General features: G+C 60.5%; 15 protein-coding genes. 7 read left to right on the top strand and 8 right to left on the bottom strand.

All coding sequences use genetic code 11. From position 1 onward, the window contains the following. Positions 1-8 precede the first annotated feature (8 nt). Positions 9-1,016 carry a PQQ-dependent catabolism-associated beta-propeller protein gene (locus ABWV89_RS01785; protein WP_353393620.1) on the bottom strand — a complete coding sequence of 336 codons (1,008 nt, stop codon included), beginning with the start codon at positions 1,014-1,016 and terminating at the stop codon, positions 9-11. Between the two features lie 319 nt (positions 1,017-1,335). On the opposite strand from ABWV89_RS01785, the gene ABWV89_RS01780 reads away from it, so the two are divergent. Together ABWV89_RS01780 and ABWV89_RS01775 are read left to right on the top strand one after the other, a co-directional pair. Then, entirely contained in the window at positions 1,336-2,256 is a 921-nt protein-coding gene (locus tag ABWV89_RS01780; RefSeq protein ID WP_353393619.1) for a tripartite tricarboxylate transporter substrate binding protein, read from the top strand. A gap of 49 nt (positions 2,257-2,305) precedes the next feature. Next, positions 2,306-3,055, top strand: coding sequence for a lanthanide ABC transporter ATP-binding protein PedB/LutE (locus tag ABWV89_RS01775; protein ID WP_353393618.1), 750 nt, complete (start codon positions 2,306-2,308; stop codon positions 3,053-3,055). A 37-nt stretch (positions 3,056-3,092) separates the two neighbouring features. Here the strand turns inward: ABWV89_RS01775 and ABWV89_RS01770 are convergent, their stop codons facing one another. Further along, complete coding sequence (locus ABWV89_RS01770; protein ID WP_353393616.1) at positions 3,093-3,482, bottom strand: DUF779 domain-containing protein; 390 nt, start codon at positions 3,480-3,482, stop codon at positions 3,093-3,095. 166 nt (positions 3,483-3,648) lie between these two features. Continuing rightward, entirely contained in the window at positions 3,649-5,169 is a 1,521-nt protein-coding gene (gene exaC, locus ABWV89_RS01765; RefSeq protein ID WP_353393614.1) for an acetaldehyde dehydrogenase ExaC, read from the bottom strand. A 471-nt stretch (positions 5,170-5,640) separates the two neighbouring features. Here exaC and modA point away from each other — a divergent pair, with 471 nt between their 5' ends. Genes modA through modC form a run of 3 tightly spaced genes read left to right on the top strand, consistent with a single transcriptional unit; the run spans position 5,641 to position 8,142 of the window. Beyond that, positions 5,641-6,312 (top strand): molybdate ABC transporter substrate-binding protein, encoded by a 672-nt coding sequence (modA, locus tag ABWV89_RS01760; protein ID WP_353393612.1) that lies wholly within the window; start codon positions 5,641-5,643, stop codon positions 6,310-6,312. Between the two features lie 25 nt (positions 6,313-6,337). After that, a complete protein-coding gene (modB, locus tag ABWV89_RS01755; RefSeq protein ID WP_353393610.1) occupies positions 6,338-7,024 on the top strand; it encodes a molybdate ABC transporter permease subunit in 687 nt (228 codons plus the stop codon). Beyond that, the gene (modC, locus tag ABWV89_RS01750; protein WP_353393608.1) at positions 7,021-8,142 is read left to right on the top strand and encodes a molybdenum ABC transporter ATP-binding protein; all 1,122 of its coding nucleotides are present in this window, start codon (positions 7,021-7,023) and stop codon (positions 8,140-8,142) included. The genes modB and modC overlap by 4 nt, the downstream gene beginning before the upstream one ends. 110 nt (positions 8,143-8,252) lie before the next feature. On the opposite strand, the gene ABWV89_RS01745 is transcribed toward modC, so the two are convergent. The 3 genes from ABWV89_RS01745 to ABWV89_RS01735 all read right to left on the bottom strand — a co-directional run bounded on the left by ABWV89_RS01745 (position 8,253) and on the right by ABWV89_RS01735 (position 10,548). Continuing rightward, a complete protein-coding gene (locus tag ABWV89_RS01745; protein ID WP_502903142.1) occupies positions 8,253-9,008 on the bottom strand; it encodes an ABC transporter substrate-binding protein in 756 nt (251 codons plus the stop codon). Between the two features lie 77 nt (positions 9,009-9,085). Next, entirely contained in the window at positions 9,086-9,820 is a 735-nt protein-coding gene (locus ABWV89_RS01740; protein WP_353393604.1) for an ABC transporter ATP-binding protein, read from the bottom strand. Then, the gene (locus ABWV89_RS01735) at positions 9,817-10,548 is read right to left on the bottom strand and encodes an ABC transporter permease (protein ID WP_353393602.1); all 732 of its coding nucleotides are present in this window, start codon (positions 10,546-10,548) and stop codon (positions 9,817-9,819) included. Before ABWV89_RS01735 ends, ABWV89_RS01740 begins: the two co-directional genes overlap by 4 nt. Before the next feature lie 118 nt (positions 10,549-10,666). On the opposite strand from ABWV89_RS01735, the gene ABWV89_RS01730 reads away from it, so the two are divergent. Beyond that, positions 10,667-11,800 carry a substrate-binding domain-containing protein gene (locus ABWV89_RS01730; protein ID WP_353393600.1) on the top strand — a complete coding sequence of 378 codons (1,134 nt, stop codon included), beginning with the start codon at positions 10,667-10,669 and terminating at the stop codon, positions 11,798-11,800. Positions 11,801-11,822: 22 nt separating this feature from the next. Here the strand turns inward: ABWV89_RS01730 and ABWV89_RS01725 are convergent, their stop codons facing one another. Together ABWV89_RS01725 and coaBC are read right to left on the bottom strand one after the other, a co-directional pair. Next, a complete protein-coding gene (locus tag ABWV89_RS01725; protein WP_353393598.1) occupies positions 11,823-12,860 on the bottom strand; it encodes an MBL fold metallo-hydrolase in 1,038 nt (345 codons plus the stop codon). Positions 12,861-12,974: 114 nt separating this feature from the next. Next, on the bottom strand, positions 12,975-14,210 hold the full coding sequence (gene coaBC / locus ABWV89_RS01720) for a bifunctional phosphopantothenoylcysteine decarboxylase/phosphopantothenate--cysteine ligase CoaBC (RefSeq protein WP_353393597.1): 1,236 nt from the start codon (positions 14,208-14,210) through the stop codon (positions 12,975-12,977). A gap of 147 nt (positions 14,211-14,357) precedes the next feature. Between coaBC and ABWV89_RS01715 the strand changes: the two genes are divergently transcribed. Then, positions 14,358-14,909 carry a hypothetical protein gene (locus tag ABWV89_RS01715; protein WP_353393595.1) on the top strand — a complete coding sequence of 184 codons (552 nt, stop codon included), beginning with the start codon at positions 14,358-14,360 and terminating at the stop codon, positions 14,907-14,909. Positions 14,910-14,925: the final 16 nt, after the last annotated feature.

The raw sequence follows: 14,925 nt of genomic DNA, 5'->3' as shown, positions 1-14,925 counted from the left end.
GTACCTCCTCAGGGCTTGATCACGATGGAATGCGGCACACGGCCAGCGCCGACGGTTTTGACAGACTTGCCTGTGGCCGTGTCAATCAGCGTCATGTCGTCGGACAAGCCATTGGTCACATACAGCGTCTTGCCATCAGGGTGCTGTGCCAGGCCCCACGCACGTTTGCCCACCAGAATCTGGCGACGGACTTCGCGCGTCGCCACATCAATCTCGGCGACATGGTTGGCACGTCCCAGTCCCACCCACATGGTCTTGCCATCGGGGCTGATCGTCATGCCCACCGGCGTGATGTCGGTCTGGCGCATGCCCTTGACTTCAAACTTGATGCGCTTGAGCTCCTTGTAGTCTTTGGTGTCCACAACGCTCACGGTGCCATCCAGCTCGTTCGTCACCCACAGCTCGGCACCGCCAGCTGCCAACACAAATCGCCGAGGACGCTTGCCAACCTTGACGTTCTTGACCACCTTCTTGGCCTCCACGTCGATCACGTGGATGAGGTTGGCCACTTCGGACGTGACGTAAGCCGTTTTGCCGTCCGGGGTCAGCAGCACGCCTTCTGGCTCGCCGCCTGTCTTGATCTCGAACAGGTCTTCACCCGAGGCGATGTCATAAGCGCCCATGACGTTTTCTTCTTCGATCGACACATAGGCGGTCTTGCCGTCAGGGCTGAGGTCGAAGATCTCCGGGCTGTCACCCAGCTCCACCGTCCGCGCGAGCTTGCCCTTGGCCAGATCGACCACGCCCAGCGCATTGCTGTCACCACAACAAACGTACAGCTCGCTGCCACTCTTGCTGAGCATCATGTGGCGGGGCCGCTTGCACACATCGATTGCTCCGACGCGCTCTCCGGCCACGTCAAACACGTAGACCTTGTTGTCTTTCTCGCTGGACACGTACACCCTGCCCTCGGCCATGGCTGCCTGGGAAAAGGCTGCCACGCCCAGCGCCATCGCCAGTGTCCTGGCAAAGGGTTTGAGTCCACGGGTAAAGAATGGGTTTGACGTTTCTGACATATTGAGCCGTCTCCTTCTGGTCGTTAGAGTTGTAAAAGCCGCTGCACCCGAACACTCTGCGCAGCAGACCGCTCAAATTGGCAAGAACAATGCCAGCCATACAGGAACAGATGTTGCTTCATGTCGCAGGCTGACCCGCAGCGCCAGCACTGACATGAGACAAGACCATGGCTATCATGGCACGGAGACAGAAATGAAAGGCCAAACACCTGTGAGCCCAGCGGACTTTGAACGAGGGAAAACCCTAGGAATCAGGCGGCGCGACTGGCTTCGTTGTGCCACCGCCAGTGCTGTTGCAACAATGGGCAGTGTTCCATTCGTGAACGCACTGGCCGAGACTCGCCCCTGGCCGACGCGCCCGATCGAGCTCATTGTCCCCTGGCCGGCCGGTGGCGCCACCGACCTCACGCTGCGCATCCTGGCCGAAGAAGTGGAGCCGACACTGGGCCAGCCGGTCGTCGTGGTCAACAAGCCTGGCGTAGCTGGCACCCTGGTGGCATCCGAACTCAAGTCTGCCAAGCCCGACGGCTACACCATTGGTCAGATTCCTGCCACTGTCATGCGGCGCTGGTTGATGAAAGACGTGCCATGGGACCCACTCACCGACATCGAGCCCATCATCCAGATTTCCGGCGTGACCTTTGGCATTCTCGTGCCCGCCAGCAGTCAGTGGCAATCCTTGCCGGACATGATTGCCTGGGCCAAGGCTCATCCCGGCGAGCTCATCCTCGGGTCCACCGGTGTCGGAACCACGGCTCACCTGGCGATGGAAGAAATACTCCATGCCAATGAGGTGGACTTTGTCCATGTCCCCTACAAAGGAACCTCGGACCAGATGCTCGCCATCGCCAGCGCTCAGATCATGGCGGGCGTGAATTCCAACGGATTCGCTCCCTGGGTTGACCAGGGCAAGATGCGACTGCTGGCCGTGTTCACGGATACGCGAATTGAACGCTGGAAAGACGTTCCCACCGTCAAGGAACTGGGGTACCCCAAGGCTGTGTACACCTCTCCGTGGGGCCTCGGCGCTCCCGCCGGAACGCCTCCAGCGGTCATCGAGAAGCTGCACGACGCATTCCGGACGGCCGTTCAGAGCAAGCGACACATCGAGGCGCTGGCGCGCTACGACCAATCGGTGAATTACCTGAACGCAGCCGACTACCGTGCGGCCATTCGCGACCAGATGGACCGTGAAAAGCGCCTTCTCAAGCGCCTCGGGTTGCTGGCCGAGGGCAAATGACGGCCCCCTCCTCAAAGACAGCCATACATACACAAAAAACTGGCCTCACATGCCTGACTCGCCCATTGTTCTGCAGGTACAAAGTCTGCAAAAGTCCTATGGTTCCAGACCCGCACTCAAAGGCGTCAGCCTGACCCTGCGCGCGGGCGAGATGGTGGCACTGCTCGGGCCCAACGGAGCAGGCAAATCGACCCTGCTGCAGCTGCTGACCGGCTTGTTCACGCCCGATCAGGGCAGCATTGAAATTGCCGGCCACGACATGCAGCAGCATCCATCACGGGCGCTCGCACAGCTGGGCGTGGTGTTCCAGCAAAGTGCGCTGGACCTCAACCGCTCAGTCCTGGCCAATTTGCTTTTCCACACCGATCTGCATGGACTGCCACGCAGCGTCGCGAGCGAGCGAATCGACCAACAGCTGGCAAGCCTGGGCATGGCAGAACATCGCGACAGCACGGTGCGCGGTCTGTCAGGCGGCACGCGCCGCAAAGTGGAACTGGTGCGAGCTTTGCTGCACCAGCCGCGCGTTCTCCTCATGGACGAGGCCACCGTCGGTCTTGATCCCTCTTCCCGCCAGCAACTGCTCAAAACCGTCCGTGACCTGTGCAACGCCCAGGGTATGGCCGTGTTATGGGCAACCCACCTTATTGAAGAAGTACACGAGGCGGACCGACTGCTGCTGCTGCACAAGGGAACAGTGCGCTTCGACGGCAGCATCGACTCATTCATGGGTGCGGCTGAAAGTGACGACTTTCAGGAAGAAGTCTTGCGCCAGCTGGAGCCGGAAAAAGGGGCGCTTTGACTCTGGTTCTGACTCTGGCTCAGGCACCGGCGCTGAGTCAGGCGTCACGCGGGCCAAGATGCGGTGGTCGACTCGAAATCTCTGCATACTCTTCGTCGGTGAACAAGCGCGATCGTGTGTGGAAAGCCTTGCCCTCCGGCCCCTCCAGCGAGAAGGTGCCACCCGTTCCCTCGATGACGTCGATGATCAGCTGCGTGTGCTTCCAGTATTCGTACTGCGCCGCGCCAATGTAAAACGGAAAGCCGCCAATATCGCCAAGGTAAACGTCGCCTTGGCCGATGGTCAGTTCGCCCTCCAGATAGCAGTTCGCAGCACTGTTGTCGCAGCAACCACCCGACTGGTGAAACATCAGCTTGTCGCCATGCTTGGTCTTGAGCGTTTCGATCAGGTCCAACGCCGCCTGCGTGGCCACCACCTTCTCAACCATACCGGCCTCCAAGTTAAATAGAAAAGCACCGGAGCAGAAGATTCCATTCCGGCGCAGACTGACTCAACCCCAGAACGCGGCGGATCTGGCTTTGCCAGGCCGCAACGCGTTGCCCCCTTGAGGGGGTGACGCGCCGCAGGCGCGGCGCGGGGGTGATCAAAGAGGATTAGAAAAATCCCAGCTTGTTTTCCGAGTAAGAAACCAGCAGGTTCTTCGTCTGCTGGTAGTGGCCCAGCATGTCCTTGTGGTTCTCACGGCCGATACCCGACTCCTTGTAGCCACCGAAGGCGGCGTGTGCGGGATAAGCGTGGTAGCAGTTCGTCCACACGCGGCCGGCCTTGATGGCCCGGCCCATGCGATAAGCCACGTTACCGTTGCGGCTCCACACACCAGCACCCAGGCCGTACAGCGTGTCATTGGCAATGGCCAGTGCTTCGGCTTCATCTTTGAAAGTGGTCACGGCCAACACTGGGCCAAAGATCTCTTCCTGGAAGATGCGCATCTTGTTGTGGCCTTTGAACAGCGTCGGCTGAACATAGTAGCCACCGTCCAGGTCGCCACCCAGCGAAGCTTGTGCACCACCGCACAGAACTTCTGCGCCCTCTTGCTTGCCCAGGTCCAGGTACGACAGGATCTTGGTCAGCTGCTCTTTGGAAGCCTGAGCACCCATCATGGTGTCGGTGTCCAGCGGATTGCCTTGCTTGATAGCGGCCACACGTTTGAGCACGCGCTCCATGAACTTGTCGTAGATGGATTCATGGATCAGGGCACGGGATGGGCAAGTGCAGACTTCACCCTGGTTGAACGCGAACAGCACCATGCCTTCGATGGCCTTGTCCAGGAAGGCATCATCCTTGTCCATCACGTCGGCAAAGAAGATGTTGGGGGACTTGCCACCCAGCTCCAGCGTGGCAGGGATCAGGTTGTTGGCGGCGGCCTGGGCGATCACGCGACCGGTGGAGGTCGAGCCGGTGAATGCGATCTTGGCAATGCGCTTGCTGTTGGCCAATGGCATCCCGGCTTCACGGCCGAAACCGTTGACCACGTTCAGCACGCCTGGGGGCAGCAGATCGGCGATCAGTTCGATCAGGATCAGCAAACTGATGGGGGTGGATTCCGCAGGCTTGAGCACGATACAGTTGCCGGCGCCCAGTGCTGGTGGAATCTTCCATGCGGCCATCAGAATCGGGAAGTTCCATGGAATGATCTGGCCCACGACGCCCAGCGGCTCATGGATGTGGTACGCCACGGTGTTTTCGTCGATCTCGCTGATGCCACCTTCTTGCGCGCGCAGAGCACCCGCGAAGTAGCGGAAGTGATCGATCGCCAGCGGGATGTCTGCGTTCAGGGTTTCGCGGATCGGCTTGCCATTGTCGATGGTCTCGGCATAAGCCAGCAGCTCCAGGTTGGCTTCCAGGCGATCGGCGATCTTGAGCAGCAGGTTGCTGCGGGTCGTCACGTCGGTCTTGCCCCAAGCGTCTGCCGCTGCGTGCGCTGCATCCAGTGCGAGCTCAACGTCTTCTGCCGTCGAACGGGCGGCCTTGGTGTAGACCTTGCCAGAGGTCGGGGTAATGACGTCGAAGTACTCGCCCTTGACCGGGGCTACCCACTTGCCGCCGATGAAGTTGTCGTATTGTTTTTTGTATGAAACTTTGGCGCCTTGTTCGCCAGGAGCTGCGTAAAGCATGGATGTCTTCCTCTGAAAATTGAGTGGTTTTTGAACAAAGCCGTTTGAGGGCTCACTCTCATAGCTCAACTTCCATGCCAACCAGCAAACAGGCCCGATTCAGCGTTTGCGAGGCCCATCGGCACCCATCTCGCCCCAATGGGTGATCCAAACTGCAGCAAGATTGCCCGGCTTGCTCAAATGCGGAACGGCAATTCCTTGCATAGCCTGTCACGGAACAATCTTGCATATGATGTTCGGCAAGTACATTCATATTCATTCGCGACTCGCCATCCCAGCCATATCCCCTGTCCCACCGGGAAGGGCCGTTCTTGCCGCTGGATATACTGAGCTACCGCCTGTTCCATGGCCTCAGCCACTTTGACCAGATCATTCCAGTCCTTCTTTCCACGACTTGCCCGAAGCACCCTTGGCCTGATCGGTGCTATCGGCCTTTTGTTCGCGGAAAGCGTCCAGGCAGAAGTGGCTCATGTGGCCGTAGCAGCCAACTTCGCCGAGCCCATGGAAGTACTGGCCAGCGAGCTCCGGGCGAGTACCGGCCATGAACTGCGCATCGCCGTCGGGCCCAGTGGCAGTCTCTATGCCCAGATCGTCAATGGCGCGCCATTTGACGTGTTTCTTTCAGCCGACCAGGATCGCCCATCCGCGCTGGCCGAAACGGGCCACAGTGTGGCTGGCACACAGTTCACCTACGCAGAAGGCCAACTGGCTTTGTGGTCGAGCGCACCCGGGCTGAACCTCGTCAATGGAAAAGGGCTGCTCGACGCCGGTGTGCGCAAGGTCGCGTTGGCCAATGCCAAACTCGCCCCCTACGGTCTTGCGGCCGAGCAGACCCTACAGGCCATGGGACTCGGTCAGAAGCTCGACGGGAAGCTGGTGCGGGGCAACAGCATCGGCCAGACGTTTTCCATGGTGGCCAGTGGAAACGCCGAAGCCGGGTTTGTGGCACTGTCACAGGTCATCTCCGGCCCATACGCCCAAACCGGCAGTCTCTGGCCTGTGCCCGCCAGGCTGCATGACCCCATCAGGCAGGACGCCGTCTTGCTCAAACACGGCCAAGCCAATCCCGCTGCCCTGGCCTTCATGAAACTGCTGGGCCAAGCATCCACCAGGGAAAAGCTGGCCACCTTCGGCTACCGCTGAAGCGTCAATCTGCAAGCGACCGAAAATGCTTCCCGACAGCGCCTGGCAAGCCATCTGGCTCACACTCCAAGTTGCGACACTCACAACCATCGTTTTGCTGGTCGCAGGTGTCCCGCTGGCATGGTGGCTGGCGCGCACCCGCACATGGATCAGCCGCCCGCTGGCCGCCCTGGTGGCGCTGCCCCTGGTTTTGCCACCCTCGGTGCTGGGCTTCTATCTGCTCGTGCTCATGGGGCCCAATGGCCCTGTCGGGCAGTTCACCCAGTCCCTGGGCATCGGCACACTGCCGTTCACGTTTGCGGGCCTGGTGGTCGGATCTGTCATCTACTCACTGCCATTCATGGTTCAGCCTGTTCACGCAGCCATGATCAGCCTGGGGGAGAGACCTCTTGAAGCCGCCGCCACCTTGCGAGCCTCCCCTTTCGACACTTTCAGAAGCGTTGTGCTGCCATTGTGTCGCCCGGCGCTGATCACCGGTGCCATCATGAGCTTTGCGCACACGGTGGGCGAGTTCGGGGTGGTGCTGATGATCGGCGGCAATATCCCCGGTGCAACGCAAATGATCTCCGTGATGATCTACGACCATGTCGAGTCACTGGAGTACGGCACGGCGCACATCTTGTCGGCCATGATGCTGGCATTTGCCTTCATCGTCGTCCTTCTGGCTCACGCCTTCAACCGTCGCAGCCTTCAATTGAGGGGTCGAGGATGAACCAGGCATCAGGGTCAGGCGCCACAGCCATCGAATTCAAGGCGCACCTGACGCGACAGCGCTTTGCATTGCGCGCCGAGTTCACACTGCCTGCCAAAGGGTGCACGGTGCTGTTCGGCCCGTCTGGCAGCGGAAAGACCACCTGTCTGCGAGTGATGGCCGGCCTGGAGCCTGAAGCCAGAGGCCTTGTCCGGCTGGGCCATGAAGCGTGGATGGACAGTGACGCCGGAACATTCGTGCCAGCGCATCTCCGTTCCATTGGCTACGTGTTCCAGGATGCCAACCTGTTCGAACACCTGAGCGTCCGCGGCAATCTCGAGTTTGGCTTCAACCGTACACCCGAAGCCGAACGCCGACACCATTGGCGCGATGGCCTCGAAATGCTTGGCATTGGCCATTTGCTTGATGCATTGCCGGCAGACCTTTCGGGCGGTGAGCGCCAGCGCGTGGCGGTTGCCCGTGCCCTGGCCACCAGTCCGCGCATTCTGCTCATGGATGAGCCACTGGCAGCACTGGATGCCGCCAAAAAGAAGGAACTGCTGCCCTGGCTGGAGCAGCTGCATGAAACGCTCGATATCCCGCTGGTCTATGTCACACACTCCCTGGACGAGACCATTCGGCTGGCAGACCATGTCGTTGTCCTGGACAAAGGCAAGGTCGCAGGGCAAGGAGACACCACCGACATACTGACCCGCACCGACCTGCCGCTGGCGCATGATGATGCAGCAGCCTCGGTGATAGAGGGAACGATGTCCGAGCACCGAGACGAGATGGCCATGTGCCGACTGACCTTCCCCGGAGGTGAGTTCTGGCTGCCTCAGGCACGCACACAGGCGCCGGCATTGGGCACGCGCATGCGCATCCGGATTCACGCGAGAGACGTCAGTCTGTCATTGGTCAAGCCGGAACACACCAGCATTCTGAACATTCTCCCCGCGCGCGTGACCGACGTTTCAGAAGACGGCCCCGGACAGGTCCTGGTCGGACTGAGCCTCGACCAGGGCGAGACTGGCAGCCGACTGCTGGCACGCATCAGTCGCCTCTCGTGTGAACGCCTCGCCATCTCGGCTGGCACCCGCGTTTATGCGCAGATCAAGGGCGTGGCCATGGTTCGATGACCAGCACCTGACGAACTATCTCCGCAAAAGCAACGACCGCCAGACACTTTGCAGTACTGGCGGTCTTCGATTCCTGGGCATGGACGCCTCAGGAAACGCGGCTACCTCAACTACTTGGTCGCGTTCGGGAAGAACAGCTGCTGACCATCGATCTTGTAGTCGGCAATGGCCGCCTGGCCTTCCTTGCCGGTCACCCAGTCGATGAACTTCTGCCCCTCGGCAGTCTTGATGTGAGGGAACTTGGCGGGGCTCACCAGCATGACACCGTACTGGTTGAACATTCGCTTGTCGCCCTCGACCACGATCTCAAGATCAGCCTTGTTCTTGAAGTTCAGCCAGGTGGCCCGGTCCGACATCACGTAGCCGCCTGACGACGCTGCAATGTTCAGCGCCTGGCCCATGCCGCAACCGCATTCCTTGTATCCTGTGCCCTTGTTCGCGTCCGTGCTGGTCTGTTTCCAGAAGCGAAGCTCAGCAGCATGCGTGCCACTCTTGTCACCGCGCGAGACGAAGGCGGCATTGGCTGCCGCTACCTTCTCCAGCCCAGCCACAATGTCTGCGCCTTTGGCGCCAGCCGGGTCTGCCTTGGGTCCGATCAGCACAAAGTCGTTGTACATCACGTCAAACCGCTTGTCGGCAAATCCATCTGCCACGAATTGCTCTTCCTTGACGGTGTCATGCACGAACAGAACGTCGGCATCGCCGCGACGGGCTGTGTCGATGGCCTGGCCGGTTCCCAGAGCCACCACTTTCACCTCGATACCCGTTGCCTTCTTGAACTGAGGCAGCAAGTGCTCGTACAGGCCAGAGGCCTGAGTCGACGTGGTGGACGCCACCACGATGTTCTGCTCTGCCTGGGCTCCCATGCCCACACTCAGCAGTGCTGCACCGGCCACGGCCGACAAGGTGACACGGAGCCATTGGCGTTTGCTGGCTTGTTGTTTCATAGACCTTCTCCTTTGACAAAAGCATGTGCCTGGGCCGATACAGCCTCCAGGCATTGGTGATCGAAAAAGTCTTCCACTGGGAGGTCGGCGTGGATACTGCCGTGCTCCATGTACACCACCCGGGTCGCCAGGCGTTTGACCTGACCCAGGTTGTGGCTGGCAAACACCAGGGTGGGCGGATGGCGCCTTCCCGGTGTTGAACTGAATCCGGCAATAAGCTCTTCCACTTCGCGCTTCGCGTGTGGATCAAGACTGGCCGTTGGCTCATCCAGCAGCCAGAGATCTGGCTGCAGAACCCATGCCCTGGCGAGGGCCAGGCGTTGTCGCTGTCCACCGGACAGTGCTTTGGCGTTGCGGCCCGCCAGATCAGACAGACCGACGCGCTCAAGGCCCGCCATCGCTCGCTCCCGCGCTTCTGCACGAGGCACCCGGGCCAGCCACAACGCCAGCGTCAGATTGCGCATCACGCTCATGCGGTACATGTGCGGGTACTGGAACAACATGGCCTGCCGGGCGTCCGGCTCGAGGTGCATGCTTCCTCCACACAGGGGGATGAGGCGATGCAGGCAACGCAGCAAAGTGCTCTTTCCGCACCCGTTTGACCCCACCAGCGCCACGCGCTCGCCGGCATGGACCCGCAGGTTCACCGAGGCCAGCGCCTGTATACCCTGGGGGCCACCGTACTGCACGCAGCCATCTTTCACATCCACCAGAACCGATCGCCCGCTCATGCAGCCTCCGTCACCACCGAGCCGGCAGAGTCGCTGCGCTCACGCCAGCGTTGGACCAGCGTCACGCAGGCATTGAGCAGCAAGACCGTACCCATCAGGACGATACCCAATCCCAGTGCCAGGGGCAGATCACCCTTGCTGGTCTCCAGCGCGATGGCCGTGGTCATGACACGTGTGAAGCCGTCAATATTGCCGCCCACAATCATCACGGCGCCCACTTCAGAGATGGCCCGCCCAAATGCAGTGAGCATGATGGTCAAGAGAGCGAATCTCTCGTCCCACGCCAGCAGCAGCCCCCGAAGCCAGGGGCGAGCGCCCAAAGAGGCAAGCTGTTCTCCGTGCTCACGTTCCGCGTCTTCCACCACTTGCCTGACCAGGGCAGTCACGATGGGCAAAACGAGCGTGACCTGGGCAATCACCATGGCTTTGAACGTGTAAAGCCATCCCAGCTCCCCCAACGGCCCGGACCGCGAAAACAGCAAGTAGATGATGAGGCCGGCCACCACTGACGGCAATGCCAGAAAGCTGTTGAGAACGGTGAGCACCACGCGTTTGCCAGGAAACGACTTGACGCCGATCCACGCCCCCAGCGTCAGGCCCAACGTGCAGGCGATCAGGCTCGCCGACGCGCTCACGGTAAGGGAACGACCCACAATGGCCCACAGATCCTGATCACCTGTGACCAGGAGGTTCATGGCGGTTTGCAGACTGTCCCCAACGGTATTCATCGGGCGGCAGGATAACGCCGGGCAGACATATGCACAAATTTTCAGTCGGCCATCTATGCAAGAATTTGCATATCTGTCTCAATTTGAGTCTGTCACTTGGTGCACACTTGCACGTCATATGCAAAAGGTTTCGCTCTCCTACTCATTCGATACCGAACGCGACCTGGCGGCCCCTGCTCAACTGAGCAACCCCATGATGGACGTTCTGCACACGGTCCGCGAGCGCGGCTCCATCTCGGCTGCGGCGAGAGAGCTCGGGCTTTCCTACCGTCATGTCTGGGGGCAGCTCAAGGCCTGGGAAAAGGAGCTGGACCAGGAGCTGCTGATCTGGGAGCGCGGACACAGTGCGCAGCTCAGCCCGTTCGGGCAACGCCTTCTGATGGCTGAACGCTTGGCCCAGGCGCGTCTGGGCCCCCAGCTGCAGACGCTTCGCGCCGAACTGGAGCGGGCGTTCGCCATGGCTTTTGAGCTCAGCACTCCCAGCGCAGACCCGGCTGAAACACTGACCATTTACGCCAGCCACGACCATGCACTGACCGTGCTGCAGGACATCGCTGCGGGCTTTCACCCTGAATCCCGCCTGCGCTCTCAGTCGGGCCCGCTGCACCTGGACCTTCGGTTTTGTGGAAGTGTCGACGCCATCCGGGCGCTCAACGAAAAGCGCTGCACGGTGGCCGGCTTTCATGCGCCGCCATTCGCTGAATCCGGCAGCCTCAGCGCCAAGACCTATCGGCCACTGCTCAAACCAGGCACCCACAAGATCATCGGTTTCGCCCGGCGCACCCAGGGACTCATCGTCGCCCCCGGCAACCCGTTGCGCTTGCGCAGCCTGAAAGACGTTGTTCGGCTACAGGCACGCTTTGTCAACCGCGCAACAGGCACAGGGACTCGCCTTCTGTTGCAGGAGTTGATGACACAAGATGAAATCGACCCGATCGACATCGAAGGCTACGACTGGGTAGAGCCCTCTCACGCAGCCGTGGCGCATGCTGTCGCCAGCGGGCAGGCCGACGTGGCATTGGGGTCGGAGTACGCAGCCAGGAGCCTGGGTCTGGATTTCACGCCGATCACGGACGAGCGGTACATGCTGGTTTGCCTCAAGGAGGCCCTGACCTCACCAGCGGTCGAGCGCCTGCTCCACCTGCTGCGCAGCCGCCAATGGCAGCAAGTACTCAGCACCCTGGGCGGCTACGCCAATGATCACAGCGGCGAGGTCGCAGCGATGAAGCGGCTCCTGCCCTGGTGGCGATAGCCAGCTCGCTGCACAGCTTCGCTCAGAATGCCTCTCGCTCTGCCTCCAGGTACGCGAGGCTGGTGTACTTGCCAATATTGGAATCGAAACCCTGCATGCTGGCAGCTCGGCTGGCCACCCTTGGGTCCTGAAGCACCAGAGCCTTGGCCTGACTCAGGGGAACGCCCTCTTCGACTGCCTTGACGCAAGGCTCATAAATGCCCTTGAGGAAGCTGCCATAAGTGCTGAGCAAGTCTTTGGAGCCGCGCCCATGTCCAGGTACCCAGAACTGCTCGCCCGCCGCCGCTGCCAAGGCGTCGAAGTACTTGAAGGTGCCAGGAAAAGAGCCGTCGTCAATGTTCGCGATCCGGTTGGTCATGGCGATGTCGCCCACACAGGTGACCTTGTCTTCCACGACTTCCACGCACAAGTCCGAGGGAGTGTGCGCCGTTCCGTAATGATGCATTTTCAGCGTCACACTGCCAAAGGTGAACGATTGGCCGTGTGACACCGTGGCGTTGGGCGCGTGTACCTGTGTACCCATCGTGGCCTGATTGGTCCACTTCTCCATCAGGCCCAGCCACAGATTGCCTTCGCGGCCAGCGATCTGTTCGCGCGTATGCGCCAGTGCGTAAATCGGCAGTTCCTTGCCAAAAGCCTGAACAAACGCATGATTGCCCAGCCAGTGATCGCCGTGATAGTGGGTGTTGAACACAGCGACGACCGGCTGCTCTGTCACCTTGCGGATCATGCGAATGGCCATCTGCCCGATCTGCAAAGACCCGCCGCTGTCAATCACCACCACGCCCTTGCCCGTGACCACAAACGTGACGTTGGCCATCATGCCCTGGTTCTCCTGAGTGGGGAAACCATCTTTGGCAAAGATCATCCAGACGTGCTCCGAGAGCTTCTCGGGCTGGATGTCCGGTACCGGCGGTCCTTCGATGAAATCCTGAAGCTGCTTGGCAAAGAGCCGTGCCTCAGGAGTGGCGGCCACCAAGCCCAGCGCAGCCATGCCTGCACCCAAGCCCAGCCACTGACGCCGTGTTACCCCATTTGCCAGCACATGATCTTCGGACATGTTCAGTCTCCTCGCCACCAGTACTGCGACAGCACCAGCATTGGCATTGATATTTAAATAAGCAATTGCTTATTTTTATCGGAGATGAACCCCTCTGGCAAGTCGAAGTCCGACTCAGGCCGGCAAGGAAGGCAATCTCTTGGCGATTTCCCCGATCAGCTGGCGAGCCAGACTCAACTTGGAAGCCGGCCCGAACTCCTTCGAACCTGAGTCGTCGATCAGGAGAAGCGCATTGTCATCCTGACCAAAGGTGGCCGGACCGATATTACCCACCAGCAATGGCACGCCTTTGCGAAGCCGCTTGGCCTGCGCATGTTCCAGCAGGTTGTGGCTTTCAGCCGCGAACCCCACGCAGTACAAGGCCCCCGATCTCGCTCTCTCCGACGCGGCCACGCCAGCAAGGATGTCGGGGTTCTCCACAAAGGACAGCGCTGGCACCTCGCCAGAGCCATCCTTCTTGATTTTCTCTTCGGCCGAATGCGCGGGACGCCAGTCGGCCACCGCGGCCGCGGCAACAAAGATGCTTGCGTCGTCCGCATGGGACTGCACCGCCGCCTGCATCTCCTGCGCTGACCGGACATCTGTTCGCCGCACGCCTCGAGGCGTCGGCAAAGCCACGGGCCCGGCCACCAGGCACACTTCGGCTCCCTCCTCATGGGCAGCCTGGGCAATGGCAAACCCCATCTTTCCGCTCGACCGGTTGGTCAGACCACGAACGGGGTCGATTGCCTCGTAGGTCGGGCCGGCCGTCACCAGCACACGGCGCCCCGCCAGCCGTTTGGGCGCAAAACAGCGGCCGATGTCATAGAGCAACTGATCGGCCTCCAGCATGCGACCATCTCCGGTCTCGCCGCATGCCTGCTCCCCAGCTCCCACATCCAGCACCATGGCGCCGTCAGCCGCCAGCTGCGTCACATTGCGCTGTGTGGCAGGGTGCGACCACATCTCCCGGTTCATCGCCGGCGCCAGGATCAGGGGCACCGTGTCCAATGGTCGCGCCAGACACATGAGGGAGAGCAGGTCATCAGCCCGCCCGTGCAGCAACTTGGCCATGAAGTCCGCGCTGGCAGGTGCCACCACGATGGCGTCAGCCTCCCGGCTGAGGTTGATGTGGGCCATGTTGTTGTCGACACCAGCCGACGTGCGCGAATCCCATTGAGAAGTAAACACCGGGCGCCCAGAGAGTGCCTGCAGGGTCACGGCGGTGATGAAATGCTCCGCCGCTTCCGTCATGACGACCTGGACCGAAGCGCCTTCCTTGACCAGCGCCCGGCAAAGCTCCGCCGCCTTGTAGCACGCAATGCCTCCCGAGAGGCCCAGCACAATGTGTTTTCCTGCCAGATAGCTCATGAGCGCAATGTAGCACCTGAAGCAGTGCCCCTCTGAATACACCGTCAATAAGGAAAAGGCGGGTAACAAGGCACACAAGCATCAGCGGTGCATGGATAATGGAGAGCCATCAACACATCAGTTCCCTCAATTCAGCTCCCCACAAACATGACATTGACCACCGCCTTCGCCCGCCCCGCCGCCATTCTGACCCTCGCTGCAGTTGTGCTGACCGGATGTGGAGGAGACGGAGACTCCGATCCGGTGCCAGCGGGAAACAACGGACTTGGCAATATTTACCTGATCGGCAGCGACACCTTCCATCCACTGGACAAAGTTGCTGAAAACGGCACCTTGCTGCGACTGACCGACCCGAACTACGGCACACACAACCCGCAGTACCGCTCAGGTGACGCCACCATTTCGGCCTGGGCCATCGATACCAGCGCCAAGGGCAAGGACGGTGAGGTTGTGAACTACTCCATGACCGTTGAAGCTCAGAGCAATGTCAGCGGCGAGGCCCTCAAGTGGCTGCAAGGCAACCTGCGCCTCAATGCCAATACAGGCCTGATCACCCAGTACTGCAAGGGCTTTCCTGCCTGCTACGACAATCAGACTGGTGCAAGGCAGGTGTTCAAGATCACCGCGATTGCCAAGATCGAGGGATCGTCCAATTCCTTGAAGCGCAGCTTCCAGTTCGTGGTGCTTCCCAAGAACTGAGCGCTTTCCTGCTCCC

Origin of the sequence: Hydrogenophaga sp. 5NK40-0174 (assembly GCF_040372165.1) — a bacterium.
Classification (GTDB): domain Bacteria; phylum Pseudomonadota; class Gammaproteobacteria; order Burkholderiales; family Burkholderiaceae_C; genus Hydrogenophaga.
The sequence above is the reverse complement of the archived record's forward strand: the minus strand, read 5'-3'. Positions and strand labels throughout refer to the sequence as shown.

Excerpts from the sequence above, each read along its gene's own strand:
- ABWV89_RS01785 (WP_353393620.1), bottom strand. The coding sequence starts at position 1,016 with ATGTCAGAAACGTCAAACCCATTCTTTACCCGTGGACTCAAACCCTTT.
- ABWV89_RS01775 (WP_353393618.1), top strand. The coding sequence starts at position 2,306 with ATGCCTGACTCGCCCATTGTTCTGCAGGTACAAAGTCTGCAAAAGTCC.
- ABWV89_RS01770 (WP_353393616.1), bottom strand. The coding sequence starts at position 3,482 with ATGGTTGAGAAGGTGGTGGCCACGCAGGCGGCGTTGGACCTGATCGAA.
- exaC (WP_353393614.1), bottom strand. The coding sequence starts at position 5,169 with ATGCTTTACGCAGCTCCTGGCGAACAAGGCGCCAAAGTTTCATACAAA.
- modB (WP_353393610.1), top strand. The coding sequence starts at position 6,338 with ATGCTTCCCGACAGCGCCTGGCAAGCCATCTGGCTCACACTCCAAGTT.
- modC (WP_353393608.1), top strand. The coding sequence starts at position 7,021 with ATGAACCAGGCATCAGGGTCAGGCGCCACAGCCATCGAATTCAAGGCG.
- ABWV89_RS01745 (WP_502903142.1), bottom strand. The coding sequence starts at position 9,008 with ATGGGAGCCCAGGCAGAGCAGAACATCGTGGTGGCGTCCACCACGTCG.
- ABWV89_RS01740 (WP_353393604.1), bottom strand. The coding sequence starts at position 9,820 with ATGAGCGGGCGATCGGTTCTGGTGGATGTGAAAGATGGCTGCGTGCAG.
- ABWV89_RS01735 (WP_353393602.1), bottom strand. The coding sequence starts at position 10,548 with ATGAATACCGTTGGGGACAGTCTGCAAACCGCCATGAACCTCCTGGTC.
- ABWV89_RS01730 (WP_353393600.1), top strand. The coding sequence starts at position 10,667 with ATGCAAAAGGTTTCGCTCTCCTACTCATTCGATACCGAACGCGACCTG.
- ABWV89_RS01725 (WP_353393598.1), bottom strand. The coding sequence starts at position 12,860 with ATGTCCGAAGATCATGTGCTGGCAAATGGGGTAACACGGCGTCAGTGG.
- coaBC (WP_353393597.1), bottom strand. The coding sequence starts at position 14,210 with ATGAGCTATCTGGCAGGAAAACACATTGTGCTGGGCCTCTCGGGAGGC.
- ABWV89_RS01715 (WP_353393595.1), top strand. The coding sequence starts at position 14,358 with ATGACATTGACCACCGCCTTCGCCCGCCCCGCCGCCATTCTGACCCTC.